Source organism: Alloyangia pacifica, assembly GCF_020524285.1.
GTDB lineage: Bacteria > Pseudomonadota > Alphaproteobacteria > Rhodobacterales > Rhodobacteraceae > Salipiger > Salipiger pacificus_B.
The window spans coordinates 95,181-121,165 of sequence record NZ_JAIVKX010000015.1 but is presented as its reverse complement, the minus strand read 5'-3'; the positions used below and the strand labels follow the sequence as shown (position 1 = coordinate 121,165).

27 protein-coding genes are annotated in these 25,985 nt (G+C 66.7%); 13 read left to right on the top strand and 14 right to left on the bottom strand.

The window, feature by feature from the left end:
• Positions 1–4: 4 nt before the first annotated feature.
• From flgK to LC039_RS19330, 3 genes are all read right to left on the bottom strand, one after another.
• Positions 5–1,417, bottom strand: coding sequence for a flagellar hook-associated protein FlgK (gene flgK / locus LC039_RS19340; RefSeq protein ID WP_226627495.1), 1,413 nt, complete (start codon positions 1,415–1,417; stop codon positions 5–7).
• A gap of 48 nt (positions 1,418–1,465) precedes the next feature.
• Positions 1,466–2,767: a flagellar hook protein FlgE gene (locus tag LC039_RS19335; protein WP_226627493.1), complete on the bottom strand. Its 1,302-nt coding sequence runs from the start codon at positions 2,765–2,767 to the stop codon at positions 1,466–1,468.
• 147 nt (positions 2,768–2,914) lie between these two features.
• The gene (locus LC039_RS19330; RefSeq protein ID WP_226627491.1) at positions 2,915–4,720 is read right to left on the bottom strand and encodes a hypothetical protein; all 1,806 of its coding nucleotides are present in this window, start codon (positions 4,718–4,720) and stop codon (positions 2,915–2,917) included.
• A 144-nt stretch (positions 4,721–4,864) separates the two neighbouring features.
• Between LC039_RS19330 and flgF the strand changes: the two genes are divergently transcribed.
• From flgF to LC039_RS19305, 5 genes are all read left to right on the top strand, one after another.
• Positions 4,865–5,611: a flagellar basal-body rod protein FlgF gene (gene flgF / locus LC039_RS19325; RefSeq protein ID WP_226627490.1), complete on the top strand. Its 747-nt coding sequence runs from the start codon at positions 4,865–4,867 to the stop codon at positions 5,609–5,611.
• A gap of 13 nt (positions 5,612–5,624) precedes the next feature.
• Positions 5,625–6,410: a flagellar basal-body rod protein FlgG gene (gene flgG, locus LC039_RS19320; RefSeq protein ID WP_226627488.1), complete on the top strand. Its 786-nt coding sequence runs from the start codon at positions 5,625–5,627 to the stop codon at positions 6,408–6,410.
• Positions 6,411–6,414: 4 nt separating this feature from the next.
• Positions 6,415–7,074: a flagellar basal body P-ring formation chaperone FlgA gene (gene flgA, locus LC039_RS19315; protein WP_226627486.1), complete on the top strand. Its 660-nt coding sequence runs from the start codon at positions 6,415–6,417 to the stop codon at positions 7,072–7,074.
• Entirely contained in the window at positions 7,071–7,835 is a 765-nt protein-coding gene (flgH, locus tag LC039_RS19310; RefSeq protein WP_226627484.1) for a flagellar basal body L-ring protein FlgH, read from the top strand. The genes flgA and flgH overlap by 4 nt, the downstream gene beginning before the upstream one ends.
• An 85-nt stretch (positions 7,836–7,920) precedes the next feature.
• Positions 7,921–8,565 carry a hypothetical protein gene (locus LC039_RS19305; RefSeq protein WP_226627482.1) on the top strand — a complete coding sequence of 215 codons (645 nt, stop codon included), beginning with the start codon at positions 7,921–7,923 and terminating at the stop codon, positions 8,563–8,565.
• A 4-nt stretch (positions 8,566–8,569) separates the two neighbouring features.
• Here LC039_RS19305 and LC039_RS19300 read toward each other — a convergent pair whose 3' ends face one another.
• The 7 genes from LC039_RS19300 to LC039_RS19270 form a co-directional block, all read right to left on the bottom strand.
• Positions 8,570–9,244 carry a flagellar hook assembly protein FlgD gene (locus LC039_RS19300; RefSeq protein WP_226627480.1) on the bottom strand — a complete coding sequence of 225 codons (675 nt, stop codon included), beginning with the start codon at positions 9,242–9,244 and terminating at the stop codon, positions 8,570–8,572.
• Positions 9,245–9,259: 15 nt separating this feature from the next.
• Positions 9,260–10,570 (bottom strand): flagellar hook-length control protein FliK, encoded by a 1,311-nt coding sequence (locus LC039_RS19295; protein ID WP_226627479.1) that lies wholly within the window; start codon positions 10,568–10,570, stop codon positions 9,260–9,262.
• Positions 10,567–11,307 (bottom strand): sigma-70 family RNA polymerase sigma factor, encoded by a 741-nt coding sequence (locus LC039_RS19290; protein ID WP_226627477.1) that lies wholly within the window; start codon positions 11,305–11,307, stop codon positions 10,567–10,569. Before LC039_RS19290 ends, LC039_RS19295 begins: the two co-directional genes overlap by 4 nt.
• Before the next feature lie 85 nt (positions 11,308–11,392).
• Positions 11,393–12,136 carry a hypothetical protein gene (locus LC039_RS19285; protein ID WP_226627475.1) on the bottom strand — a complete coding sequence of 248 codons (744 nt, stop codon included), beginning with the start codon at positions 12,134–12,136 and terminating at the stop codon, positions 11,393–11,395.
• 365 nt (positions 12,137–12,501) lie between these two features.
• Positions 12,502–13,509: a flagellar motor protein MotB gene (locus tag LC039_RS19280; RefSeq protein WP_226627473.1), complete on the bottom strand. Its 1,008-nt coding sequence runs from the start codon at positions 13,507–13,509 to the stop codon at positions 12,502–12,504.
• 9 nt (positions 13,510–13,518) lie between these two features.
• Positions 13,519–13,965 (bottom strand): MucR family transcriptional regulator, encoded by a 447-nt coding sequence (locus LC039_RS19275; protein ID WP_226627471.1) that lies wholly within the window; start codon positions 13,963–13,965, stop codon positions 13,519–13,521.
• A gap of 145 nt (positions 13,966–14,110) precedes the next feature.
• On the bottom strand, positions 14,111–14,380 hold the full coding sequence (locus tag LC039_RS19270; RefSeq protein ID WP_226627469.1) for a MucR family transcriptional regulator: 270 nt from the start codon (positions 14,378–14,380) through the stop codon (positions 14,111–14,113).
• 117 nt (positions 14,381–14,497) lie between these two features.
• On the opposite strand from LC039_RS19270, the gene LC039_RS19265 reads away from it, so the two are divergent.
• Positions 14,498–15,181, top strand: coding sequence for a response regulator transcription factor (locus LC039_RS19265; protein ID WP_226627467.1), 684 nt, complete (start codon positions 14,498–14,500; stop codon positions 15,179–15,181).
• Here LC039_RS19265 and LC039_RS19260 read toward each other — a convergent pair.
• A complete protein-coding gene (locus tag LC039_RS19260) occupies positions 15,178–16,260 on the bottom strand; it encodes a hypothetical protein (RefSeq protein ID WP_226627465.1) in 1,083 nt (360 codons plus the stop codon). The genes LC039_RS19265 and LC039_RS19260 overlap by 4 nt on opposite strands.
• A 97-nt stretch (positions 16,261–16,357) precedes the next feature.
• Between LC039_RS19260 and motA the strand changes: the two genes are divergently transcribed.
• The 7 genes from motA to LC039_RS19225 all read left to right on the top strand — a co-directional run bounded on the left by motA (position 16,358) and on the right by LC039_RS19225 (position 22,337).
• Positions 16,358–17,224 carry a flagellar motor stator protein MotA gene (gene motA, locus LC039_RS19255; protein ID WP_226627463.1) on the top strand — a complete coding sequence of 289 codons (867 nt, stop codon included), beginning with the start codon at positions 16,358–16,360 and terminating at the stop codon, positions 17,222–17,224.
• On the top strand, positions 17,221–17,487 hold the full coding sequence (locus LC039_RS19250) for a hypothetical protein (protein WP_226627462.1): 267 nt from the start codon (positions 17,221–17,223) through the stop codon (positions 17,485–17,487). Before motA ends, LC039_RS19250 begins: the two co-directional genes overlap by 4 nt.
• Positions 17,477–17,905 carry a flagellar FliJ family protein gene (locus LC039_RS19245; protein ID WP_226627460.1) on the top strand — a complete coding sequence of 143 codons (429 nt, stop codon included), beginning with the start codon at positions 17,477–17,479 and terminating at the stop codon, positions 17,903–17,905. The genes LC039_RS19250 and LC039_RS19245 overlap by 11 nt, the downstream gene beginning before the upstream one ends.
• A gap of 110 nt (positions 17,906–18,015) precedes the next feature.
• Positions 18,016–19,125 carry an NAD(P)/FAD-dependent oxidoreductase gene (locus LC039_RS19240; RefSeq protein ID WP_226627459.1) on the top strand — a complete coding sequence of 370 codons (1,110 nt, stop codon included), beginning with the start codon at positions 18,016–18,018 and terminating at the stop codon, positions 19,123–19,125.
• Entirely contained in the window at positions 19,112–19,420 is a 309-nt protein-coding gene (locus LC039_RS19235; RefSeq protein ID WP_226627457.1) for a (2Fe-2S)-binding protein, read from the top strand. The genes LC039_RS19240 and LC039_RS19235 overlap by 14 nt, the downstream gene beginning before the upstream one ends.
• Entirely contained in the window at positions 19,417–20,880 is a 1,464-nt protein-coding gene (locus LC039_RS19230) for an NAD(P)/FAD-dependent oxidoreductase (protein WP_226627455.1), read from the top strand. Before LC039_RS19235 ends, LC039_RS19230 begins: the two co-directional genes overlap by 4 nt.
• 272 nt (positions 20,881–21,152) lie before the next feature.
• Positions 21,153–22,337 (top strand): carbohydrate porin, encoded by a 1,185-nt coding sequence (locus LC039_RS19225; RefSeq protein ID WP_226627453.1) that lies wholly within the window; start codon positions 21,153–21,155, stop codon positions 22,335–22,337.
• A gap of 283 nt (positions 22,338–22,620) precedes the next feature.
• Here LC039_RS19225 and LC039_RS19220 read toward each other — a convergent pair whose 3' ends face one another.
• The 3 genes from LC039_RS19220 to LC039_RS19210 all read right to left on the bottom strand — a co-directional run bounded on the left by LC039_RS19220 (position 22,621) and on the right by LC039_RS19210 (position 25,980).
• A complete protein-coding gene (locus LC039_RS19220; protein WP_226627451.1) occupies positions 22,621–23,712 on the bottom strand; it encodes an NAD-dependent epimerase/dehydratase family protein in 1,092 nt (363 codons plus the stop codon).
• 463 nt (positions 23,713–24,175) lie between these two features.
• Positions 24,176–25,483 (bottom strand): TRAP transporter large permease, encoded by a 1,308-nt coding sequence (locus LC039_RS19215; protein ID WP_226627449.1) that lies wholly within the window; start codon positions 25,481–25,483, stop codon positions 24,176–24,178.
• The gene (locus tag LC039_RS19210; protein WP_226627447.1) at positions 25,480–25,980 is read right to left on the bottom strand and encodes a TRAP transporter small permease; all 501 of its coding nucleotides are present in this window, start codon (positions 25,978–25,980) and stop codon (positions 25,480–25,482) included. The genes LC039_RS19215 and LC039_RS19210 overlap by 4 nt, the downstream gene beginning before the upstream one ends.
• Positions 25,981–25,985 lie beyond the last annotated feature (5 nt).

Here is a 25,985-nt window from a genome sequence, read left to right as displayed (position 1 = left end):
GGGATCAGAAGGATTCGAGCAGCGTGTCGAGCATGGACATGACCGTGGTCATGACCTGCGCGTTGGCGGAATAGGCCTGCTCGATGGCCACGAGCTGCTGCAGCTCGTCATCGACGTTGACCCCCATGAAGCCCAATCGGGTTTCCTGCACGGTCATCGCTGCCGCGGCACTTGTCTCGGCCTCGGTCTCGGCGCTGGCGCGGGTGGTGTTCTGGCTGGTGATCAGCGCCGACATGTAGTCCGAGAGCGTGGCGCTCTCGCCCAGACCGAGCGCGCCATCGAAACTGGTCTGCGTCGACATGGCATCGACGAAGGCATTGAGCTGGGTGGTCTCGTTGCTGTCGCCTTGCACGGTCGCCGACATGCCGTCGCGGATGCGCCAGGCAGAGCCCCCTTCGTCGGGCACCGCGGCGCTGTTCACCGCGATCCGGGCGGCGAGCCCCGCGGCGACGGGATCGGTCAGCGCGGCGCCCCCGTCGGTGAACAGGCCTGCCTCACCAGCGGTCAGCGAGGCGTCGGATTCTTCGAAGACGCTGATCAGCGCCCGCGCCACCTCGTCGAGCTGGGCGCTCATCTCGGGGATGATGTCGTTGTAGAGGGTGACCTGGCCGGCCAGCGAGCCCTCGGAAATGCCGCGCACCCCCGACACGCCCGGGGTGATGTCGACGCCGCCCGCGCTCAGCACGCCGGTCTGCGCGTCGAAGCTGATCGTCTCGGCGGTCTCGCCCTGCAGCAGTGCGGTGCCGCCGGTGGTGTAGATCTCCATGCGCCCCTTGGAGTCGGTCCGCATGGTGAAGTCGATCTTCTCGGCGAGTCCGTCGAGCGCGGCGGTAATCTCGTCTCCGAGCGCCAGCTTCTGGCTTTCGCTGAGCTTGCCGCTGGCCAGTTGCTCATTCATGTCGGCCAGATCGGCGAGCGTATCGTTGATGCTCGAGATGTCGTTCCGGGCCGCCGACAGCGCGTTCTCACGCGCATCGACCAGGTCGTTCGACGCGGTATTCAGCGACTGTGCGAGCTCCTGCGCATCGGTGACCGCCCCCTGTTGCAGCGAGCTGTCGGAGGGGCTGGCGACCATCAGGCTCAGCGAGTTCTGGAAGTCGGTCAGCTGGGTGAGCAGCGTGACGTCGCTCTGCGTGTCGCCGAGCTTCGACGTGTAGAGCGACAGGCCCGTGGCCACCGCGTCCTGCGTCGCGGTGCGCGACACCTCGAGCCGGTACATGCTGTCGAGCGAGGTGTTCACCGCCTGGGTGATCTCGCTGATCGTCACGCCGCCGGTGCTCCCGGTCACGATGGTCGGATCGCGCCGCGCATAGGAGGCGGTATTGGCGTTGGCGATATTGTTCGAGGTCGTCTGCGCCCAGCGGGAGGTGACGCTCATCCCGCTGCGTGCCGCGTTGAGGGCCGCGGAAAGGCTCATGGTGCGATCCTATCTGGCAAGTCTGTCACCCGGGGTTCCGCCCGGGGATCAGCGCTTGAGATTGACGGTTTCGTTCAGCATCTCGTCGGCGGTCGTGATGATCTTCGCGTTCGAGGAGTAGGCGCGCTGACGCTGGATGAGGCTGGTGAGCTCCTGTGCGATATCGACGTTGGAGCCCTCGATTCCCCCGGAGGTGAGCGTGCCGGTCTCGCCGGTGCCCGCCGCGCCGAGGTAGAAATCGCCGGACTCGCCCGACACCTGGAAGGTCGAGTTGTTCGAGGTCGCGAGCCCGTTGGCGTTGGCGAAGGTCGCCAGCGGCACCGAGTAGAGCACCTTGCGGGTGCCGTTGTCGAAAACGCCCCACACATCGCCCTGCTCGTCGAACTCGACGCTCGTCAGAACGCCGCTCTCGCTGCCGTCGGCATCCACGTTCATCGGGGTGTAGTCGCCGGCGAACTGGGTCAGCCCGTCGAAGGCGCCGGGCGCACCCAGCGACATGGTCAGCGTCTGCGGCGTGGTGCCGTTGTTGACGGTCAGGGTCATTTCCCCGGTCGCGGCGTCGAAGGCAAAGCCGGCGGGGGCCGCGGCCAGCGAGGTGACGTTCGTGTAGCTCGCCGGGGAGCCCGCGTCCGCGCCGCTGTTGTTGAAGGTCATGGTGACGGAGCCGTAGTCGCCGTCCGGGCCCGAGATGGTAACGTCCCAGGTGTCATCGGTGGCGGTGGGCTGGAACGACAGGGTCAGGCGCTCCGCCTCGCCAAGCGCGTTGTAGAACTCGACCGAGGTGGTGAAGGCGCTGCCCGGGTCGGTGACACCGGTTTCCTGCGACGGAAGCGTGCCGCTGATGCCGACTGCGCTGGTGGCCGAGCCGTTGATCGACTGGCTGGCGATGTTGATCGGCTCGAGATCGGCAAAGCTCGAACGGTCCACCGCACCCAGCTCGCCGTTCGCATCATAGGCAAAGCCCATCAGGTAGAGCCCGGCGCCGTTCACCAGGTTGCCGTCCTCGTCCGGCGCGAAGCTGCCGTCGCGGGTGAACATGTTGCCTGTGGTGTAGCCCGCCTCGATGTTCGAGTTGACCACGAAGAAGCCGCTGCCGTTGATCGTCAGGTTCGAAGACACCGAGGTATCCTGGAAGGTGCCTTGGGTGGTGTTGGAATGGGTGATCGTCGTCGCCACGCCGGCCGAGGTGCCACCGGTCGCGGCGGTCGATCCCGAGGTGATCATCTGCGCGAAGCTCCGGCGGTAGCCGGTCGTGTCCGCATTCGCGATGTTGTTCGAAATGCGCTCGACCGCATTGGAGTTTGCTGTGAGGCCGCTGACCCCGGCCGCCATTGCGCTGGAAATGCTCATGTCCGTCTCGCCCTATTGGTCGCAGTGGATCCCATTGCTTACTGGTCACATAGGAAGACCAGATTTCACCATGGTTAAAACCGCTTTTGTTTGTGAGTTCTCAGCGGAGCCCCGCTGAATCTTGCCTGATCTTGCCAAATGTTCCACTCAATTGAGCCGCTCCGTGTCGGGCAGCCCGTCCAGCGTCTCCTGCGCCCTATCGAGGCGCGCCCGTGCCGTCTCTTCGCGCAGCGGCAACAACGCCGGCGCGTCGGAGGTCAGCCCCCGCGCGATTTCCGCCCAGCCCGGCAGTTCGGTCAGGCTGGGGAAGGCCTCGGCGAGTTCCGCCGCCCGCGCGCTGTCGCCGCTGCGGTGCGCCGACAGAAGGTAGCGGATGGCCGACGGTAGCGGCATGTCGCTGCCCTCCCGTGCGCGCAGCTCTTCGTAGGCCGCGGCTGCGGCCACCCATTCGCCGCGCTCGAAATGCGCCAGCGCCCGGAGGCGGAGGATCTGCGTGCTCGCGCCCTCTCCCCCGGCATCCGCAAGCAGTTCCGCGGTCTGCCCGGTCTCATCGAAGTAGCGGGCCGAAACCAGATCGAAGCGCCGCTTCAGATCGGGATCCGTCAGGGTGACCGGCTGCAACAGCAGCGTGCCCAGGGCCTCGAACTGGCCGCCCGCAAGCAGGGTCTCGGCTTCCTTCACCTTGAGGCGCGCCAATTGCCCCTCGTCCGCGGTGGTGATGCCCAGATCCTGCGCCGCCGTGAGGTAGTCGTGAGTGGTGGCATATTCCTCGGCGGCAACCTTGGTTGCGCCGGCCTTGCGGAACGTGTCGGCAAACAGCTCCGAGGCCAGCGCGAAACTCTGCGTGAAGCGGAAGTATCGCGAGATGCGCGCGTGATCCGTCATGAAGCGGCCTAGCGGGATCTCCCCCTCCGCCCCCTTGCGGTAAAGGTCCTCGATCAGCGCCCGCGCCTTTTGCTGCGCGGCGGTCGCCTGAGGGGTGCCAGCGCGGCGCGACACGATGAGCCCGTAGGTCTCGATCGCGTCGGTCTTGCGACCGGCGATCACCTGCAGCGACGCCATCTCGTCGAGCACCTCTCCCGCCGAGGCGTCGCCGCGCCACATCTCGGATTCCAGCTCGAGCAGCCGGATCGCATCCTTCGTGGACAGCGCGTCATGGGTGAGCCCCAGCCGCACCAGCGCCCGCCGCGCGCGGTGCGCCCAGACGTCCTGTCCGCGCTGCACCTGCGCGTAGCTGTCGAAGGCGGCGAGCGGCTTGTCGACCATCTCCGCCGCCTGGCCGAGCAGATAGTGGTAGGCGGCGCCGTCCTTCAGCTCGGCATGGGCGTCGAAGGACACCGCGAGCCCGCGCGCCAGCGGCCACTGACCGGCGTCAATGGCACACTCCAGCAGGCCGGGCAGCACCCGCGCCTGAACAGCGGCGGGGAAGCGGTCAAGACGCGCCACCGCCCGCGCGAGCAAGGGCGCGGCTTCGGCACAGCGCCCGTCGCGGACATGGGACAGGGCGAGAAAGAGCGGCTGGTCCGGCCAGCCCGCATGCGCCGGAGCGAGCAAGGCCTCCGCCCGCGGGGTGAGCGGCAAGTCCCGCCCGTCGATCAGCCCAAGCGCCAACTCGAAGGCCTGCGCCCGCAGCGCATGCGCGGGCGGGACGGCCTCGCCCTGCACGGCGCTCAGAACCGAGAGCCCCTCGGGGGCCATGGCGTGGGCAAAGAAGAACTCGGCAAGGTCGGTCAGGGCGCGGGCCTGCCCGGGCTGCCGATCTCCCGCCGCGACCACCGCCTCCATGAGATGCGCCCGCTCCTCGAGGAACGGCTGCGCAGCCCGGACACCGAGATAGAGCGCGGGCGGATCGATCACCCGAGGCTCGGACAGCACCGCCGGGGTCATCTGTGCAATCTGTTCCGGCCCGGCACGCTCGGCGGACACCGGACAGGAGAGAAGAAGCAGCGCCATCATCGCCACGGACCCTCCCGCAAATGCACAAGGATAAACCACCTCTTACGCCTGCCTCTTCATCATTATGCTTGCGTTATCTTAGCAAAACCCGCATCATCATCAAGAAAAGAATGATCGAGCAAATATTGACAGGCCGTTTGCATGGATAATTCGATCTACGTCGCGCTTTCCCGGCTGACCGCTCTCGAGCGGCAGATGGACGTGACCTCGAACAATATCGCCAACGCCAATTCCACGGGGTTCAAGGCCGAGCGCGTGCTGTTCGAGACCTACCTGCAGGAGGACGACGCGGCGCTGGCCGGCGAGGGCACCAACTACGTGCTCGACCGCGGCTCCTACGTGGACAACAGCTCGGGCGCAATCATGCCGACCGGCAACGCGCTCGACCTGGCGCTGAGCGGGAACGGCTGGTTCGCCTATCAGACCGCCCAGGGGCAGACCGCCTTTGGCCGCGACGGCGGCTTCGTGCTCGACGCCGAGGGCCGGGTGATCACCGCCAGCGGCGCGCAGGTGCTCGATGCGGGCGGCGCGCCGATGGTGCTGCCGCCGGATCAGGCCTCGACCGTCAGCATCTCGAACGACGGGGTGATCTCGGATGCCGAGGGCGCGGTGCTGGGGCAGGTGGGCGTGTTCACCCTGCCCGATCGCCAGAGCCTCGGGCGCTCGGGCGGCGGCATGTTCGTGCCGCAGGACGGCAATGGCGCGCTGATCGCCGACGAGAGCGGCACCCAGGTGATCCAGGGCGCGATCGAGATGAGCAACGTGCAGGCGGTGACCGAGGTCACCCGCCTGATCGAGATCCAGCAGGCCTACCAGCAGTCGCTGAACCTGGTGCAGCAGGATGACGAGATCAAGAAGGACATGCTGAGCCGGATCCGGAACAGCTGAGGAAGGGACGACCATGAAGGCACTCGGAATCGCCGCAACCGGCATGATGGCGCAGCAGACCAACGTCGACGTCATCTCCAACAACATCGCCAACGCCAACACCACCGGGTTCAAGGCCGCGCGCGCCAGCTTCACCGACCTGATCTACGAAAACATCACCCGCGAGGGCGCGGTGACAGCCGAAGAGGGCAACACCCGCCCCACCGGCCTCGATATCGGCCTTGGTGTGCGCACCGCGGGCACCGTGCGGCTCAACACCCAGGGCGGGCTGGCGCAGACCGAGAACCAGCTCGACATGGCGATCGACGGGCGCGGCTACTTCACCGTGAACATGCCCGACGGCACCCAGGCCTACACCCGCGACGGCTCGTTCCGCCTCTCCGCCGAGGGGCAGATCGTCAACGAGCAGGGCTACGAGATCGACCCGGGCATCGTGCTGCCGGACGACACGGTCTCGATCTCGATCAGCGAGACCGGCATCGTCAGCGCCTACGCGGGCAATGACACCACCCCGGTCGAGGTCGGCCAGCTTACCCTGACCACCTTCGTCAACGACGCCGGCATGCGCCCGCTGGGCAACAATATGCTGCAGGCCACCGTGGCCTCGGGCGATCCGATCCCTGCCGTGCCGGGTGACGAGGGCGTCGGCATCCTGCGCCAGGGCTATCTCGAAAGCTCCAACGTCGACATCATCCGGCAGATTACCGACCTCATCCAGGCGCAGCGCGCCTACGAGATGAACTCCAAGGCGATCGAGACCGCCGACCAGATGATGTCCGCCGCAAACCAGATCCGCTGATCCGATGCGCCACCTCGCTGCCCTTCTCGCCGCGTTGATCGTCCTGCCGCTTGCCGCGCAGGCCGAAGCGCCGGACGTGCTCATCGAAGAGCAGGCCCGGATGAGCTGGGCCGAGGCGCTGCCCGCCGAAGCCAACCTGCGCGTGCGCTTCAAGGGCGCGCTGATCGACGAGGCGGAAACCATCTCGGCCTTCTGGATGGACCGCGACAGCGGCCAGTTCCTCGCCAACGCGGTGACCGCCGAGGGGGTGACCCACCGCCTCCAGGGCTTCATCATCGCCACCCGCAGCCTGCCCGTCCCCACCCGCCGGCTGATGCCGGGCGACCTGATCGGCGGCGCCGACATCAAGACCGTCGAGATGCCGCTGAGCCGCGTCGGCGCCTTCACCGTGGTCGACGAGGAGAAGCTGGAGGGCATGCAGGTGCGGCGGATGCTGGCGCAGGGCCGGCCGGTGATGACCCAATCGGTGATGCAACCGCTGGTGGTTGGTCGCGGCGACAAGGTGAACATTCTCTACGACGACGGCCGGCTGGTGGTGACCGCCCCGGGCCGCGCGCTCTCCGATGCCCACCGCGGGCAGGAAATCCGCATCGTCAATCTCGTCAGCAATACCCCCCTCGTCGCAGTGGCGCGCGAGGCGGGCCTCGTGGAGGTGATCCGATGACCCCGCTCCGCCATGGCCTGATGGCCGCCTCCGCCCTCGCCGTGCTTGCGGGCTGCAGCACCCCGGCCTTCGACCGCGAGCCGGAGGTCAGCCGCGTGGGGCTCGACCCGCAGACCCTGGCCGAGGCGCGCAGCGTGAACATCCCGATGCCGCCACCCAAGCCCGACCGCATCCCCTACCGCGCCGAGGGCGCCTCGCTCTGGGAACGCGGCTCCTCGGGCTTCTTCGGCGACCAGCGCGCAACGCAGATCGGCGACATCCTGACCATCCTGGTGGAGATCGAGGACGAGGCCTCGCTGAGCAATGAATCCGACCGCAGCCGCAGCGGCAGCTCGACCCTGGGCTTCCCCAGCTTCTTCGGCTACGGCACCCAGATCGACAAGATCCTGCCGGGCGTCGGCCCCGAGGACCTGCCGACGGGCGACAACATCGTCGACATCACCTCGCAGACCGGCGCCTCCGGGGCCGGCTCCATCGACCGCGAGGAAACCATCAACCTGCGCATGGCCGCGCTGGTGGTGCAGGAACTGCCAAACGGCAACTTCGTCGTCGCCGGCCGGCAGGAGGTCAAGGTGAACGAAGAGCTGCGCGAACTGCGCGTCACCGGCATCATCCGGCCGCAGGACATCGACCGCACCAATGCCATCCCCTACGACAAGATCGCCGAGGCGCGCATCTCTTACGGCGGGCGCGGATCGGTGAGCCGGCAGCAGACCCGCGGCTACGGCGAGGACGTGATGGACGTTATTCTGCCTTATTGAGCCGAATTCGCGCCCCGATTTGAAGAAACTATCGCCAGAATCGTAGGTCATTACGGAGCCTGACAGAGAAACTGCGGGATTCGTTATGAAGAAATCATACATCGCCCTGGCCGCCCTCCCCCTGATCTTCGGGGCCGTCGGCTACGGCGCCGGCCAGTTGCTGGCTCCCGCGGCGGAACCGGTGGAAGCGAAGGTGGTCGAGACCGGCCCCACCGAGGCCGAGCTGATCCTGGAAGATCTGGGCACCCAGCCGCCCGCGCCGCGCGTCGCCCCCGAGGATGACAGCGAGATCGCCCAGCCCCAGACGCTCGAGCATGCGCGCAACACCCTGCGCCCCGAGACCGAGATTTCGCACGACGCGGGCGCCGCCGCCCCCGGCGTGCTGACGCAGGATCGCCTGAACGACTCGAGCATCGTGTCGCTGGGCAAGATCTCGGTGCCGGTCTACCGCGCCGAGAGCATCACCTACGTGGTGTCGGAAGTCGGCGTGGCGATGCGTGACGTGCCGACCGCGGTGAACTTCAACATTGCGGAGAACGCCTCGCGCCTGCGCGACGCGATCCTCACCTCGATGCACCGCGCCGCCGACGGTCCGAGCATGAAGCGGGTGAACATCGACACCGGCGAGCTGTCCCGCGAGCTGTCCGCCGACCTGAAAAAAGACTTCGGAGACGATGTCTCCGAAGTCCTCTTCCTGTCGCTCGTGAAGGCCGACGTGCCGCGCAGCTGAGCGCTCAGATGATTTCCTCAACGAGGCCCGCAAGCACGGTCTCGCCATTCTCCAGGTGGAGCGTGGCGAGGCCGTCTTCGTAGGTCATGCTCTGCACCTTGAGCGGCGCATAGGTCTGCGAGGCGACCTCGTTGCCCTCGGCATCCACCGCCTGCAGCGTCATGGAATAGCTGCCAGCCGGCAGCGGCAGCCCCTCGTAGTCGAGCCCGTCCCAGACCACGGTGTGCCGAGCGCCTGCGCTGGTATCGAGACCGGTGTAGCTGCGCAGCACGGTGCCATCCTCGGCGGTCACGGTCAGCGTGGCGCTCGCCGCCTCGCCCGCCAGCACGTAGGACATTTCGGTGGAGCCGCCGTCCTCGGCCAGCGCCACCTCATCCGTCGCGGTCACCACCGAGCGGCCGATCAGCGACAGGCCGGTGATTGCGCCCATCGACGCGAGCTGGTCCGAGATGCCCTCGAGGTTGGAATTCGTGGCCACCGATTGCTCCACCTGGCTCAGCTGCGCGAGCTGCGAGATGAAGGTGGTGCTGTCCATCGGCTCCAGCGGGTTCTGGTTCTGGATCTGCGCCGTGAGCAACGTGATGAAGCTCTCGTAGTCCTCCGAAAGCTGGCTCATCGAGCTGCTTGCAGAGCTGGTCGTCGTGCTGACGCCGGTGGTACCGAACGGATCAATGGCCATGCTGGTGGGTCTCCGTCAAATGCTGATGTCCACGCTGCCCGCGGGCAGCAGGCGCGATTGCGTTGTGGCGGCGCCCTCGAGGCCCGGAGCCTCGGTGCTGGCCCGCCCATACGTGGTGAAGCCGCCCGTGCGGCCAGTCCCTTGGTCCTGTCCGCCGTTCTGCGAGCCGCCCTGCGCTCCCATGTCGGAGAAGCTGAGCGCGCCATCCTCGACCGCGTGGCCGGCCTCGCGCAGCAGCGCCAGAAGCCCGTCGCGGTCGGCACGCAGCGACGACAGCACCGCCGCGTGATCTGCCCGCACCACGACCTGAAGCCTGCCTGCCTCATCGGGGCTCAGCGAGACCTCGACCTTGCCCAATCCCTCGGGCTTGAGTTCGACGTTGATTTCGCCGTCGCCGCTGGCGCTGGCGCGGATCTGACCGAGGATATCCTGCCCCTGCACCGCCAGCTGCGGAGAAGCTCCGGCCACCTGTGCGGCCGCAATCGAGCTGGCCGCCAGAGGCGTCGCCGAAACCGGCGCAAGCGGCGTAGCCTGCAGTTGGGGCACGCCCACATCGGAGGCTTGCGCTGTGCCCTGCTGGACCGAGGCAGTGGCTGCGGCGGCGAAAGCTGCGGCCGGGCGTGCGTCCGACCTGTTGCCGCCGCTTTGCTCGGGCGTCTCCGCGGCGGCGTCCACGGCAGGATCCGCCTCTACCGCCGCGTCGTCCGCGGCGACCGACCTCAGGCCCAGAGGGGCCACTTCGGCGCTTTCGGCGTGCTCTACCGTTTCACGCATGGTCCAGGGCGCCGAGAGCAGCTGTCCCAGGCCGGCGACACCCGGCACCACGGGCCGCACCGCATCTTCCGCAACAGCGACCGCCCGCTGCAACAGCGCCGCCAATGCGTCGCCGTCACCGCTCAACTCTTCATCGCCCGCGAGCAAACCCTGCAGATCCGCCAGCCCCTCGGAGAGATCACGCCAGGTCCAGTCGGCCGCAGCCTCCTCGCCGTCCACCAACTCCGCAGACAGGCCAGCGACAAGCGCGTCGACCCTTTCCAGCAGAGCCGGATCAGCCGCGAGCGCGGCCCCCAACTGCGCGACCACAGGGCCGACGATGGCGGCGATTTCCTCCTCCGACAGATCGGGGTCGGCAAGCGCCGCCTCGGCTTCCGCGAGCAGCGCACCAAGGCCGTCTGCCTCCCCGCCGCTGCCCTCGGCGGGAAGCTCTTCGGCACCGCCCAGCAACGCGAGAAGACCGGCGAAGGGCGTCTCCCCCTCGGCCGGCGCATCCGTTGCGGCGCCGGGTGCCGTCGCCGTCCCGCCGAGCGCGGTGAGTATATTGATCATGTCAGCACTGCTCGCGAGAAGCCCTTGTCTATGAGGTTGCGCCGCAGGCGAAGCATGGCGCGTTTTTCGACCTGGCGGAGGCGGTCCTGCGATACGCCGAGGTCGCGCGCGATGGCGCCCAGGGAGTCGGGATCCGCTTGCAGCCGACGGCGGCGGATCACAGCGGCCTCTTCCGGGGTCATCGGCTCGAGCGCTTCCGCCAGAAGACGCGTCAGCATGGCACGCTCGCTTTCCAGCGTGACCAGATCTTCCGGCCCCGGTTCACCGGACACCAAGATGTCCCGCGGGCGCCCGTCCTCTTCATCCTCGCCCCCGTCGAGCGCGATCATCCCATGCGTGGCCATGCGGATCCGTGTGCGCTCCTCGTCCGACAGCTTGCCGGTGTGGGCATCAAGATAGGTCCGCGCCGGGATGTCGATCACCGCCTTGATCCGCGCCAGCGCGCCGGAAATACCGTTCATCACCCACCAGGCCGCATAGGTCGAAAACCTCACCTCCTGCTTGCGGTCGAAGCAGTCGGCCGCCTTGATCAGCCCCAGGATGCCCTCGGCCGCCAGATCCTCCAGGTGCACCGGATTGTCGGTGAAGCGCGCCGCCTGCGACCACGCCTGCCGCGCATGCGAGCGCAGCAGCAACTCAAGGGCCTTGCGATCCCCGCTATCCTGCCAGCTGCAGATGGCGTTGCGTTCCTGATCCACGTCCAGAAACGGCTCGCGCATGGCTGCCTGGTACGTCATGGACATCATGAAGAAACGCCCAACTCATTCTTGCCTGCAAGGATAAGTAAGCACAATTCTTCAACTATCGGAAGAATATAATGATTTACTGAAAGTTAAACCGCGCCGCGACTTCGCTTCCGAGCGGCGCTTCTTCGCGCTCGGGCGCGCCCATGACAGCCCGCAGCATGGTCTCGGTCCGCGCGGCCCAGTCGCTCAGCCGCAGCGGCGCATCCGCGACGGTCAGCAGATCCTCGGGCACCATCAGTGGGTCGGGCGACGAGAAGCCGGGATCGAGCTCGGCCAGGTAGACCGCGAGCTGGCGCTGCCAGAGGAAATCGGAGCGGCGAAACAGCAGCGGATCCGGAAGCAGCGGGCGACGATCGGCCAGCCAGTGCCGCGACAGGCACCGGCCCAGTCCGCGGCAGAAGCCCTGCGACTCGACGTCATGGCCTTCCAGCCCCAGGGCCGCGGCCCGGCGCATGGCAGCATGCGCCATGATGTAGAGCGCATCGGTCTCGTGCTCCATCGGCACGCCGCCAAGGCTCTGCGCCAGCAGCAGCGCCTCGCCGACCGTCTCGCCGAGCAGTTCGGAGAAGGGCGCATCGCTCTCGGGCAACAACACGACCATCGTGCTGTAAGGCAGATCGAGCGGCAGCTCCTCAACAAGAACATCGCCCAGCGGCAGCGCCGGCGCGAGCTCCAGTTCATCGGCCATGACGAGAGGGCGGTCGCAGGCGCCCTTCGCGGCCAGGATCACCACCTCGACCGGCAGAATCGAAGTCAGTGCGGCGTGAAATCTGTTCCGGAAGCGCGCCGCCGGAAGCGTCACGCCATCGCGCCAGATCAAACGAAGTACATCCCCGCTTCGCATATGCTTTACCCGTGCCCCAAGTGAATCTGTCCCCGGGGATCATAGTAAATTTTGCGCGGATCCTCGCAAACCCACCAAATGTAAATCATTTATCAAGATGTAGGGGGCTTGACGTTCGCGTATCCCATATACAGCAACCCGAGTCGCGCCGCGAAAGCCCCGTATTTGCTGGGTTTCGCGGCGCCGGGAAGGCGTGTGGAGCACGCGAGCCCCCAGATCCACACCCTCGGACTCCCTGTAACATGCCGCAAATATCTCGTGGATATACAGGCTCATGCGACAAAGACGCCACTATATGTGGTGAAAATTGCAGCGAAATCCCCAAAGGCCGCAACGTCGCCTTAGGGTTGTATGTCCTGAGAGTATTGCAATGTGACGCTGATTCGTCGGTTCTCCGGAGCCGCCGGGTGCTCGGGGTCGAGCGGCGCGGTATCCGCAAGCCCGGAAATCCGGGTGATCCGGGCCGGGTTCACCCCGGTGTCGACCAGAACGCGGCGCGTGGCGTTTGCCCGGTCGGCAGAGAGTTCCCAGTTCGAATAGGTGCCCGCACGGGTATAGGGGACCGAATCCGTATGGCCGGCGATGGTGATCTCGTTCGGCATGTCCACGATGGCCTCGGCGACGATGCGCAGCAGCTCGCGGGTGCGTGCCTCGATGCGCGCGCTTCCCGTGGCAAACATCGAACTGCTGTTCTTGTCGACGATCTGGATCTCCAGCCCGTCCGCGGTGCGCACGAACAGCAGGTTCTCCTGCATCGCCTGCAGCTCCGGGTCTTCGGAGACGCGCTCGGTGATCGTATCCTCGAGCCGGTCCTGCGTGTCTTCCCACTCCTGCTCGGCGCGTTCGGCAGCCTCTGCATCGGCTTCCGCGTCGGCAGCGGCCTGGGCCGCGGCGACGCCATCGGCCACGCCGTTCTCGCCAGTGTTGATGGTCTGGCTCTCCTGCTCCCCCTCGGGGCGGGAATCGAACTCCACGACAACCCGCGACTCTTGATCACGCAACCGGCTGTCGAAAACCGCGAGGGGGTTCTCCTGACCGAAGCTCGGCAGTTGCACTGGGGTGTGCGGCCCGTCAGTGCCGCTCATCACGCCGTCCTGGCCGAGCACCATGCCGTCCAGCAGCCCTTCGCCACGGCCGCCCGCCTCGGACAGGGAGGGCGTGAAATAGTCGGCGAGCCCGCGCAGCTTCTCTTCGTCGGAGGCCGCGAGAATCCACAGCAACAGGAAGAAGGCCATCATCGCCGTCATGAAGTCCGCGTAGGCGACCTTCCACGCGCCGCCGTGGTGCTGGTGCCCCCCGGACTCCTCGACCCGCTTGATGATGACGGCCTGCTCGTTCCTGCGTGCCATAGTGCCTTCTTACTCCTGCCCCGCCATGACCGTGCGGTCATATCTTCCAAGCCCCGCCTCCTTGGCATGGGCCGCCTTCTTGCGCGAGTAGCTCGGGGCGACCAGCGGAAAGTCTTCTGCGAGATTGAAGGCCGCCCGGTATTGCGCCTCGGTCATCCCGTGCTCGGCGCCGAGGTGGCGTTTGAGCATCTTGAAGCCGCGCCCGCAGCAGAGGCAGTAGACCTTTTCCTCGGTCACCGCCTGCGCCACCGGCAGTGCGGGCTGCAGAGCCCCGGCCGCCCGCTGCCCGGATCCGCTCACCGGCACCGCGACACCCGCGGGCGTCGGCGCGTCCTGAACCTCGCCGGTCAAGCGCCGGTAAAGGTTCACGATCTCATCCGGCGTTACGTCCGGTCTCGACGCGTAGGCCGCAACGATCCGCGCGACCATATCCTGAGATTCATCATGTCCACTCATAATTCTCATCCTGCCGAAGTTGGTTCTGCTTTCGCATCGCCGGAACCAAACGCACTTCTGTCCGTTCTTGCCTGTCCTTGAACAGGCGCGCCCGCCGACGGGGATTGCACTATTACATTACATAGATTCTTGCCCTTTGGGCAATTTAACCTTCCCACTCCATGTTTCGAGCGGCTTCCCGCCGGTCGAGGTAGGATTGCGAAACCAGCGGAGCATCTTTCGGCAGCCGCCATTTCTTGCGGTATTCTTCAGGGGTCATGCCCAGAATCTCCCGCAGATGCCTGCGCAGCAACGGCTTCTGCATCCCCGTCTCGCGGCATGTCAGCATGGAATATGTGTCCTGGATCTGCGGTTCGACGCTCACCCGACGTCGCCCCAGAACACGCAAGAGAAACCCTCGCAACTCTTTACCCATTCCCTCACCTCTTCTTGCTTTTTTTCTTCTCCTGTAGAGGCAGATAGGATTTGAAGGTTAATTCTTGTTGAACATATAAAGTTTACGTCATGTCATGGGAAGAAAATTGACCAAATCTTGTCCAACCACAAGGAAATGACAAATCGCGCCTCCTTTGCAATGGTGGTCGAGCGCGACACCGCGCGACGCAATGCATGGTCGGAGTTGCTCGAGAAGAACGGCCTGCGCCGCGTCTTGCGCCGCGCCCGCCCCACCGAGGCGCGCGAACTGATCACGCCGGGCGCGCCGGTGACGGCCATGCTCGTGGGGCTCTCCGCACATCTGCCGCGCGACAACGACATGCTCGCGCTGATCGCCGAGGTGCGCCGGCTCATGCCTGACGCGGTCATCCTCGTCGTCGACCACGGCAACCAGCCCTGCGGCGCGGCCGAGATCTTTGCCGCCGGTGCAGACGACGCGCTCCGCGCCGATCATCATCCGTCCGAGCTGCAAGCGCGGCTTTCGGTGCGCCTGCAGACGGCGTCGTTGGCGGGACAGAGGGCGGCGCGCCTCGTGCAACTCGGCCTCACGCCGCTCGAAGAGCAAATCCTCGGCTGCCTGAATGCGCGGCGCGGCCAAATCGTCAGCCGCCCCACGCTCGCCTTGGAAGTTGCCGACCTGGAATGGAGCTACGGCGACCGGCGCTTTGACGTTCATATCGCGCGCATCCGCAAGAAGCTGGCCGAGACCTACGGAACTGCACTGCGCGTCCGGACCATCCGCGCCCAAGGCTATGTGCTCGAAGGAGAGGTGCCGCTCTAGTCGCCGTAGGCCATCTCGATGACCGGGGTGTCGAAGGCCACCGGCAGTTCGACCGCGCGCATCATCGTTCCGGTCATCAGCCCGGCGCCCGTGAGCACGGCCAGAGCCACCCGCACGGGCGAGAAAATCCGCCGCGAACGCGGTTTCGCCACGACCTCGGCCAGCGGTTGAGCCTCGGGCTCCGGCGGCTTCAGCGCGGCGCCGGGCGCAACAAAGACCCCGTGATCCGTCACCGTCACCTCGGCCTCGCGCGGGGCCGCGGCGAAACGCTGGCGCAGACCGGACGGAAAACGCCCCTCGGGGATGTCGATGACCAGCGGCACGCCGGGCACCCAACCCTGCACCGCCTTGCGTGGTAGCACGAAGCGCGAGAAATCGTCCCGGAAGCCGACCTGCTCAATCAGGATGGCCCGGGTCTGGATCGTCACCTGTTCCGGGCTCAGCGTCACGCGCACGCCGCGGTGTCCAAGGCTGATCTGCGCGTCGACGAACTGGCAGTCGCTGTCCGAGACCACCTCGGCCGAGGCGTAGCCCTCGGGCATCTCGGCGCGTTTCGGCTTGCGGCGCATCGGTGCTTTCGGGGCGAGCTCGGCAAGGTGCAGCCGCGGCCGCCAGCGAAAGGGCTCGGGCTGGCGCAGCGCGGCGCTGACCTTATCGGCCACCGGATCGGGCTTCGGTGCCGGCGCGGGCCGCGCCTTGCGCTCCTGCTCGAAGCGGTAGTTGATCAGGTAATCCTCGGCCATCTCGGCGAGATCATCCTCGCCGGCGACGATCTTGAGCAGCTTCTGCTCGTCGGAAAACAGCACCCGGCGCGTCGGGTAGCCCTCGACCGGCGGCACGACGGCGAAGTCTCCCTTGGCGCTGTTCAGCACCGCCGCGACCTTGCGCAGAACCGCCCGCCCCTCGTCCACGTGGTGCAGCAGCATCTCGCAGCCGCCCTCCTCGTCGAGGCAAAGCGCAAGCCCGGCGTCTTCCGGCCAATCGGCAAACACCGTCCGAAGCTCACCGGCCTCGAAAAAATATGCGAGCTTTTCGGCGTTCATGATCAGTGGCCTCGAACAGTTCTTCAACTTCTGCATCTATCCTTGTTTATACTTGAACAAAAGTCAAACTTACATATGCTGATCATGACGGCCGGCGCTTTCCGGCAACAAGAGCCAAGCAGAGATTTCCCCCATGACGCTGATCCTCGGTCTCGCCCTTGTCTTCGGCCTGGTCTTCGGAGGCTTCATCCTGTCCGGCGGCAAGATGGACATCGTCCTGCACGCGCTGCCCTTCGAGGGCATGATGATCGGCGGCGCGGCGATCGGCGCCTTCGTCATCGCCAACAGCTTCTCGGTGATCAAGAACTCCGGCAAGGGCGTGGTGAAGGTGATCAAGGGGCCGCGCTGGAAGTCCAAGGACTATGCCGACCTGCTCAACCTGATGTTCGAGCTCTCGCGCATCTACAAGTCCCGCGGCATCCTGGCGCTCGACAGCCACATCGAGTCGCCGAAGGAGAGCGACATCTTCGCGCGCTACCCGCGCATCGCGGCGGACCACTTCGCCATCGACCTGATCCGCGACAGCTTCCGCATGCTCTCCATGCAGTTCGACGACAAGTACCAAACCGAGGACGTGATCAACCGCAAGATCAAGAAGCACCACCACGAGGCGATGGCTTCAGCCCATGCGATCCAGACCATGGCGGACGGGCTCCCGGCGATCGGCATCGTCGCGGCGGTGCTGGGGGTGATCAAGACCATGTCCTCGATCGACCAACCGCCCGAGATTCTCGGCGGGATGATCGGCGGCGCGCTGGTCGGCACCTTCCTCGGCGTCTTCCTCGCCTATTGCATGGTGCAGCCGATCTCGGGCCGCCTGAGCCAGATCGAGGAGGAAGACGCGGCCTTCTACCACATCATCCGCGACATCTTCGTGGCCATGGTGGCCGACCATCCGCCGAGCATCTGCGTCGAGATCGGACGCGGCAACATCCCCACCCGGATGCAGCCCGACTTCTACCAGGTCGAGGCCGCGCAGAAGGAACTGCCCGCGGCATGACGCGCCTCCGCACGATCCCCCTGCTGCTGATCGCCGGCATGGCCTCGGCGGAAAGCGTGCCGACCACCGACGACGACCTGACAAACCTGGGTTACATCTCCGCGGCCCGCCCCGGCACCTACGCGGCGATCCCGCCCTCGGCCAACGGCTTTCCCGACACCATCTTGGCCAACATGCGGATGAAGCTCGGCGGCGAGCGGACGCTGCCGGAAGAGCCCGGCGCGGCGCACGACCAGCCGAAAGCAACCGGCGATGGCCACTGAGGCGGACCGGCGCCGACTGCGCGCGCTCGAGATCATGGAGCGCCTGAAGTCGCTCGAGACCGAGCGGCAGGCCGCAGAGACCGGGGCGATCCGCGCCCGCATGGACAAGCTCGAGGGGGACAAGACGGCGCTCCTCAACAGGCTTTCGGGCGAGTCGCGCACCGAAGGGCTCGAAGGCGCGCCCTACCTCGGCCGCTTCATCCGCTCGATCCGCGCCGAGGTCGACCGCATCTCCAACGACGCCGCCAAACTGGTGCCCGAACTGGCCCGCTCCGAGGAGAAACTGCGCGCCGCGCTGGCCGAGCAGAAGACCTACGAGATCCTCCGCCTCAAGCGCCTCGCCGAGGAACGGGAGGCCAGGGCCAAGCGAGAGGCCGCGGCGCAGGACGAGCTGTCGTTGCTGCGCTGGAACCGCTGAGCGGCTGACCAGGCTTCGCGCGCTCGGGGCTGGACAAGACCCGCGCCGCGTCAGACAAATCGGGCCTGGAACAGGATCGGGCAGCGCCCCAGGCCGCGAGGAAGGATCCCATGGAGACGCACGACATCACGGTGATCGGCGGCGGCCTTGTCGGCAGCGCCCTTGCCCTGGGACTGGCCGAGGCCGGTCAGCGCGTGCTGGTGCTCGACGGCGAGGACCTGGCGCGCCGCGCCTCCCGCGCGAACTTCGGGCTGGTCTGGGTCTCGGGCAAGGGGCTCGGCGCCCCCGACTATGCGCGCTGGTCCTTCGAGTCGGCGCGGCTCTGGCCCGGCTTCGCGCGTGATCTCGAGGCCCGCTCGGGTGTTTCCCTCGCGCTCGACCAGCCCGGCGGCTACAGCTTTGCCCTATCGCCGCAGGAGCTCGACGGAATCGTCACCGACATGACCCGCATCACCGAGGAGACCGGCGGCGACGGCGCCCCTTGGCGCCTCGTTCCCCGCGCCGAGCTGGAACGCGAGATCCCCGGCATCGGCCCCGACGTCGCCGGTGCGGTGCACGGCAGTGCCGACGGCCATCTCAATGCCCTGCGGCTCTTCCATGCGCTGCACCGGGCGGGCGCGGCGGCCGGCGTCACCTACCGGGCGCGCCACACGGTCAGCCATATCGAGCCCGGCGCCGAGAGCTTCCGCCTGCGTGGCGACTGGGGCGAGATCACCACCCCCCGCGTCGTGCTGGCTGCGGGCACCGCGACCGAGGCGCTGGCACCGATGGTCGGCCTCGCCGCGCCGCTGAAGCACAGCCGCGGGCAGATCGTGGTGACCGAGCGGGTCTCGGGGCGCCTGCCCTTCCTCAGCGCGATCATCCGTCAGACCGACGAGGGCAGCGTGATGATCGGCGACAGCGACGAGGGCGACACCGAGGCGCTGTCCGGCAACCCCGAGATCGCCGCCCTGCTCGGTGCCCGGGCGATCCGCGTCTACCCGGCGCTCGCCCGGCTCAACGTGGTGCGCAGCTGGACCGGCTTTCGCGTCAAACCCCGTGACGGCATTCCCATCTACGGCCAATCCACCAGTTGCCCCGGCGCCTACGTGGTGCTCTGCCACAGCGGCGTGACCCTGGCGGCGCAACACGCGCTGCGCATCGCGCCGCAGATCGCCGCAGGCGCGGCCCAGATCGGCCCCTCGGCCTTTTCCTCCGCGAGGTTCCATGTTCCGGCGTGACCCCATCCCCCCGGGCGAGGCCATCGAGATCCTGCTCGACGGCGCCCCCTTCACGGCCCGCCGCGGCGATACCGTGGCCAACGCGCTCCTAGCCGGCGGGATCACCCGCTTCCGCGACAGCGTGGTCAGCGGCGCGCCGCGGGCGCCCTACTGCCTGATGGGCACCTGCTTCGAGTGCCTCGTGACCATCGACGGTACCCCCAACCGGCAGGCCTGTCTGGTGACCGTCGAAGCGGGCATGCGTATCGAGCGCCAGTCCGGTGCCCCTTCCATGCTGCCGGAGTCCAAGGCATGAGCCCGCAGATCCCCGAAGCCGCCGAACTGGTGATCATCGGCGCCGGCCCCGCCGGCATGGCGGCGGCGATCGAGGCACGCGCGGCGGGCACCGAGGTGCTGCTGCTCGACGAGACCTCCGCCGCCGGCGGGCAGATCTGGCGCGCGGTGGGCACCGCCCCCGAGGCGCGCAAGACCCTGCTCGGCAAGGAGTATGCGGCGGGCGCCGCGCTTGTGTCTGAATTCGCCGCCTGTGGCGCGCAGCATGTGTCCGGCGTGTCGGTCTGGGGCGTCATGCCCGACGAGAACGGCCGCCTCCGCATCGGTGTCCGCCATAATTGCGCGGCGCGGCTGATCGAGGCCCGGGCGGTGATCCTTGCCACCGGCGCGCAGGAACGCCCGCTGCCGGTGCCCGGCTGGACCCTGCCCGGCGTCATGGGCGCGGGCGCGGCACAGATCGCGCTGAAGAGCGGCGGACTGCTGCCCGAGGGCCGCTGCGTGCTCGCAGGAGTCGGGCCCCTGCTTTACCTGCTCGCCGACCAGTTTCTGCGCGCCGGCATAATCCCCGCCGCGCTGGTCGAGACACCCTCGCCCCATCGCCGGACCGCCCTGACGCATCTGCCGGGGTTCCTGCGCGCCCCGACCTTCCGCAAGGGCGCCGGGCTGATGGCACGGGTGCGCCGCAAGGTGCCGGTGATCGCCGGAGCCGAGGCCCTCGAGGTGCGCGGCGACAGCAAGGCCAAGGCCCTGCGATACAAGCGCGGCGGCGCCTGGCAGGAGATCGAAGCCGACCTGGTGCTGCTGCACGCGGGCGTGGTGCCGTCGCTGCATCTGTCGGTGGCGGCGGGCGTGCCGACCCGCTGGAACGATGTCTTGCGCTGTTTCGAGCCAGAGACGGATGAGCTTGGCGCAACCGCCATCGCCGGCCTCTACATCGCGGGCGACGGCGCGGGCATCGGCGGCGCCGAGCGCGCCCTGCCCTCGGGCCGCCGCGCCGCGCAGGCGGCGCTAGAGCATCTCGGGCACAATATCGATCCGGCGCGCCGCGACGCGGCCCGCAAGGACTGGCACAAGGCCGACCTCGGCCGCGCCTTCATCGACCGCTGGTTCGCCCCGCCCCCGGCCCTTCTCGCGCCCCGGGGCGACACGCTGGCCTGCCGCTGCGAGGAGGTCACGGCCGGTGCGATCCGCGAGGCAGCCCGGCTCGGCGCCCCCGGCCCGAACCAGCTCAAGACTTACCTGCGCTGCGGCATGGGCCCCTGCCAAGGCCGCATGTGCGCCGCCAGCATCACCGAGATCATGGCCGAGGAAACCGGGCGCACCCCGGCCGAGCTGGGCCATCTGCGCTTTCGTACGCCAGTACGGCCGCTCTCCCTGGGCGAGCTGGCGCAACTGCCCGCGGGCGAGAACGCGCGGCGTGCGGTGCTTGGTGACGCAGAGTTGCCGGACACGCCGCTGCCGCTGCCACCCCGCGCCCGCTAGGCGTCATACGCCGCTTTCCGCTAGGGCAACTTGGACACAGTCGTGGGGCCATTTCTCGCGCTGGTAGATCGCGAATTGCTTTTATCGCCCAGCTATGGAACTCTTATCACAAGGTTTCACGGCACCGTTTCTCGCCGCGAAATCAGCATTTTCGAGACTGCGTTTAACGATCCACCGCTCCGGAGCCGCGCGATGGGTCCGCTCTGGACCAGCGCCTCACCGGGGCCGTGATTTCCCAAGGAACAGCCACCTCCGACACGAGGATTCTTGCCATGCCGCTCCGCCCTTTCCTCCGCCCCACGGTGCTTGCCGCCCTGCTGAGCTCCGCCAGCCTGCCCCTTGCCGCCAATGCGCAGGACAGCGGGCCGCAGCTCAGTTTCGGGCTCACCACCTTCGCGGATGTCCCGACCAGCGGCGACACCGACGACGATGCGCTGTACAACTGGCGGGTCGATGTGAAGCTGAACTACGCGGAGATCTGGTCCGGCGGCTCGATCAGCGGTCACTTCGAATACAATGACGGCGATGGCTACGTGGGACTTGGCGAGGGCGGGCTGGTCTGGCCGACCAACACCTTCGCGACGCTGCCTTCGGTCACCTCGGACAACGAGACCACGCTGTCGCTCACCATGACGCAGCAGTTCAACAACACCACAAGCGTGAGCTTCGGCAAGTTCAACGTCATCGACCTCGCCGAGGCAACGCCGCTTCTGGGCGGTCAGGGCCAGGGCGGCTTCCAGTACCTCGGCATCGGCGCGCCGGGCAACTTCGTGCTGCCACCCTACATCTTCGGCGGCATGCTCACGGTGAACTACGCGCCGATGATCTACACGCTGATGATCTACGACGCCAACAACGCGCAGGGCGAGGAGTTCTGGGACGACCTCTTCGACGAGGGCGTGGTCTACAATGGCACCGCCACCTACACGACCGCAATCAACGGCATGCCCGGCTTCTACAGCTTGAACATCGCGCATTCGACGAAGAAGGGCACCGACTACGAGTCGCTGCTGCTTTCGCCCGAAGACGACGCCTTCCTGAGCACCAAGGACGGGGTCAACTACACCGGCGTCAGCTTCCAGCAATACCTCTGGAGCGATCCGCAGAACCCGATGGCCGGCTGGGGCGTCTTCGGCCAGATCGGCTTTGGCGACGGCAACCCCAACCCGCTCGACGAGATGTTCCTGCTCGGTGTGGGGGGCAATTCGCCGCTCTACGGGCGGCAGGGCGATCGCTGGGGGCTCGCCTGGAGCAAGTACAACTGGTCCGACAAGCTGGGCGAGGCGCTCGGGGCCTACGGCGTGAACCTGCAGGACGAGTCCGCGGTCGAGGCCTTCTACGAGGCGGCGCTCACCGAGAACTGGCGCCTCGGCGGCAACGTCATGTGGGTGAAGCCGAGCTTCGAAAGCTTCGACGACTACACGCAGGTCGGCTTCCGCATCCGCGCGACCTTCTGAGATTACCTTCAGTCCCTAAAGCGCCCGTCCTCCCCAGGGACGGGCACCTTGCTGTCGGCGCCCGAGGCCCCGGAAAGGTTTCCCCAGGTCGCCCGGTTTCATCGTGGCCTTGCTCCTTGGCCGCGGTACCGGTCAGCCTCCTGCGCTCCAGTCCCCGCTGATAGTCACGCCAGAGAACGATGATGAGCCAGTCCGCCTCGCGACGCTCCCCGCCAAAAGCAACTGCCGCGCCCGGGGAGGAGCGCGGCAGGGGAGGGTTGAACCGGTGAGAGGCGTGTGAGCCTTATTCGGCCACTTGCGCAGGCTTCATGGTGCCGGCGTACTCGTTGTGGAAGTAGGTCATCGTATCAAGCAGGACGTCCTCGAGCGCGATCTTCGGCTCCCAGCCCAGCAGTTCCTTGGCCTTGGAGATGTCGGGCATGCGGCGGTCGCAGTCCTCGTAGCCCTCGCCGTAGAACTCTTCCGAGCTGACCTCGATGATCGGGTAGTCCTCGTAGGAGGGATCGCCGGTGATCTTCGCGTAGGTCTTGCGCATCAGGTCCGCCAGCTCGGCCATGGTGACCTCGTTGTTGCGGTTGCCGATGTTGAAAGCGTGACCGTTGGCCTTCTCGGGGTTGTCGAGCATGCGGCAGATCGCGTCCACGGCCTCGTAGATCGACACGATGGTGCGGCGCGCGGCACCGCCGTCCACCAGTTTCATCGGCTCGCCGTTCAGCAGCGCGCCCATGAAGCAGGCCAGAACGCGCGGCACGCCATCGCCGTCACGCTGCGGGATGTAGTCCATGCGCGGGCCGAAGAAGTTCAGCGGGCGCACCACGGTGAACGGCAGGCCGTCTTCCTTGTGGTGGGCATAGACGAGGCGCTCGACCATTTGCTTGGCGCAGGCGTAGGTCCAGCGCTGGTTGACGATCGGACCCATGATGAGCGGGGTCTCGTCTTCCTTCAGCTCGTAGAGATCGGGGTTTTCATAGGTGGTGTCGCCGACATAGCTCGACAGCGTCCGACCGTAGCACTCACTGGTCGAGAAGCTGATCAGCCAGCGCTTGTGTTCGACGCAGAGCTCGACGATCGGGTAGACGTCGAACAGGTTGGATTTGATCACGCTGATCGGATTGGTGTTGTATTCCGACGGGTTACAAATCGCAGCGAGGTTGATCACCACGTCGCCGTTGGCCACGGCGTCACGCAGGTCCTGCTGCGTATCGGGATCGTCCACGTAGCGCTGATGGAGCGTGAAATTCGGATTATCCAGGTGCTTCCGAATTTTCGAGCTCTCCGGGTCCCATCCAATGATCTTGTGATCGGTGGTGGTGAGCAGGCGGTCCAGCAGATGGCTGCCGATAAAGCCCCCGCATCCAAGGATAACAATATTCATCGGATTCTCCGTTCCAATTCGCATATAAAAAGCACCTCCGACAAGGACCCGCGAAAATTGCCGGGGCCCGCAGAAAATATTGACATAAAAATCTGTAGCTTGCGCGTGGGATCATTCTTAACTACCCGAATCCTATTACACGAAAATTGCCGGCATGACCACGCTTTGAACGCCCATGGCGGGACTGTTGGCGCAACCCGATGCCATTCCTGGGCGAAAACTTGGCAGCAAATCGCCGCATCTGCCCCGATCTGCGCCACTTCCCGCACGCGCCCCTCTCCGCGGTTGCGACACGGCGCCCCGGAGCCGCGCCCACCGCGCCGGACCCGGCGGCGATTCGCCAATTGCCGACAGTCGCGAAGGCGACACTCCGCGCGACCAAGCGAAGGGCCCCGCCGATCACTCGACGGGGCCTCCCCTCTGCACAGTCCCTCGTGCGGGCCGGTCGTCCCGGCTCTTGGATTTAGTCGAACATCGTGTTCGGCAGAAGCGTGGCGATCTGCGGGAACAGGATGATCAGCACCAGCCCGACGATCATCGCGAGCAGGAAAGGGGTCACCCCGCTGAACACCGTGGTCAGCGGCACACCCGGTCCGGCCACGCCGCGCACGACGAAGACGTTCATGCCCACCGGCGGGGTGATCATGCCCATCTCGATGACGATCACCGCAACCACGCCGAACCAGATCGGATCGAAGCCGAAACCGGTGATCACCGGGAAGACGATGGGGATGGTGATGACCAGCATCGACAGCCCGTCCATGAACATGCCCAGCACCACGTAGGCCAGCAGGATCACGATCAGCGTGCCATAGGCGCCGAGCCCCAGGGTCTCGAGCTGCGTGCCGAGCGTCGCCGGGATGTGGGTGATGGCAAGGAAGGGGTTCAGCACATTCGCCCCGATCACCACCATGTAGAGCATGGCCGAGGTCTTCAGCGTGTCGAGCACGGCACCCTTGAACCCGCTCCAACCCAGCTTGCGCTGCAGCAGCGCCAGCAGGATCACCAGCCCGGCACCGATGCCCGAAGCTTCCACCGGCGTGAAGACGCCAAGGTAGATGCCGCCGATCGACACAAGGATGACACCGAACAGCGGCCAGGCCTCCGAGGAGATGCGCAGCTTGTCCATCCAGCCGATCTTCTCGCCCTGCGGACCGTCCTCGGGGCGCAGCGTAGCCTGCAGCCAGATCACCCCCATGAAGAGCGCGCAGAGCAGGATGCCCGGCAGGATGCCCGCCATGAACAGCCGGCCGATCGATTCCTCGGTGAGGATTGCGTAGAGCACGAAACCGGTCGAGGGCGGGATCAGGAAGCCCAGCGTGCCGCCCGCCGCCACCGATCCGGTGGCCAGGCTGTCGGCATAGCCGAGGCGCTTCATCTGCGGCAGGGCGACCTTGCCCAACGTCACGGCGGTGGCCACCGACGAGCCCGAGACCGCCGAAAAGGCGGCGCAGCCGATCACCGAGGCCGAGGCCAGCCCGCCCTTGAACCGGCCGACCCAGGCGTAGGCGGCATCATAAAGACCGCGCGAGTAGCCCGCGACCGAGGCAATGTTGCCCAGCAGCACGAACATCGGCACGACGATCAGCGAATAGGAAGAGACGGCCGAGTAACTCTCGGTCATCAGCATGGCGCTGGCGCTGCGGAAACCCGACAGACCCCAGTAGCCGAAGAACCCAACGAGCAGCATGGCAAAGGCCACCGGCGTGCGCAGGATCATCAGAAGGAAAAGCGCGGCAATGCCGACCAGCCCGGCGGAGACTTCACTCATTGTTCTTCTCCGAGCACGAGCACCTTCAGGATCTGCAGCGCGAAGACCAGCACGCAGAAGCCGCAGCCAAGGGCGAGAATTCCGTAGAAGGGCCAGAGCGGCAGGCCCAGCATGTTGGTGGTGTCGCCGAACTCGGCGGCATCCAATGCCTTGTAATAGGCACGGTGGGCCAGGACCCCCAGCGCATAGCCCGAGAGCAGCCGCGCCAGCACGTCACCCGCCCGGCGGCCGAAGCGGCCCAGCACGCCGTCGAAGACGTCGACACTGACGTGACCGTTCAGATGGGTACAGTAGGGCAGCGCGGACATCACCAGCGCCACGGCGGCCAGCTGGATGATCTCGTTCGAGCCGAGGATCGGCTGGCCGAAGGCGTAGCGCAACACCACGCCCGAGAAGATCAGCACCACCAGGGACAGCAGGGCAAGCCCGCCCACAACGGCCAGCAAGGCGGTGGCCCTGTCGGTGAAGACCGACAGGGCAGTGGTTGCACGGCGCATCATGC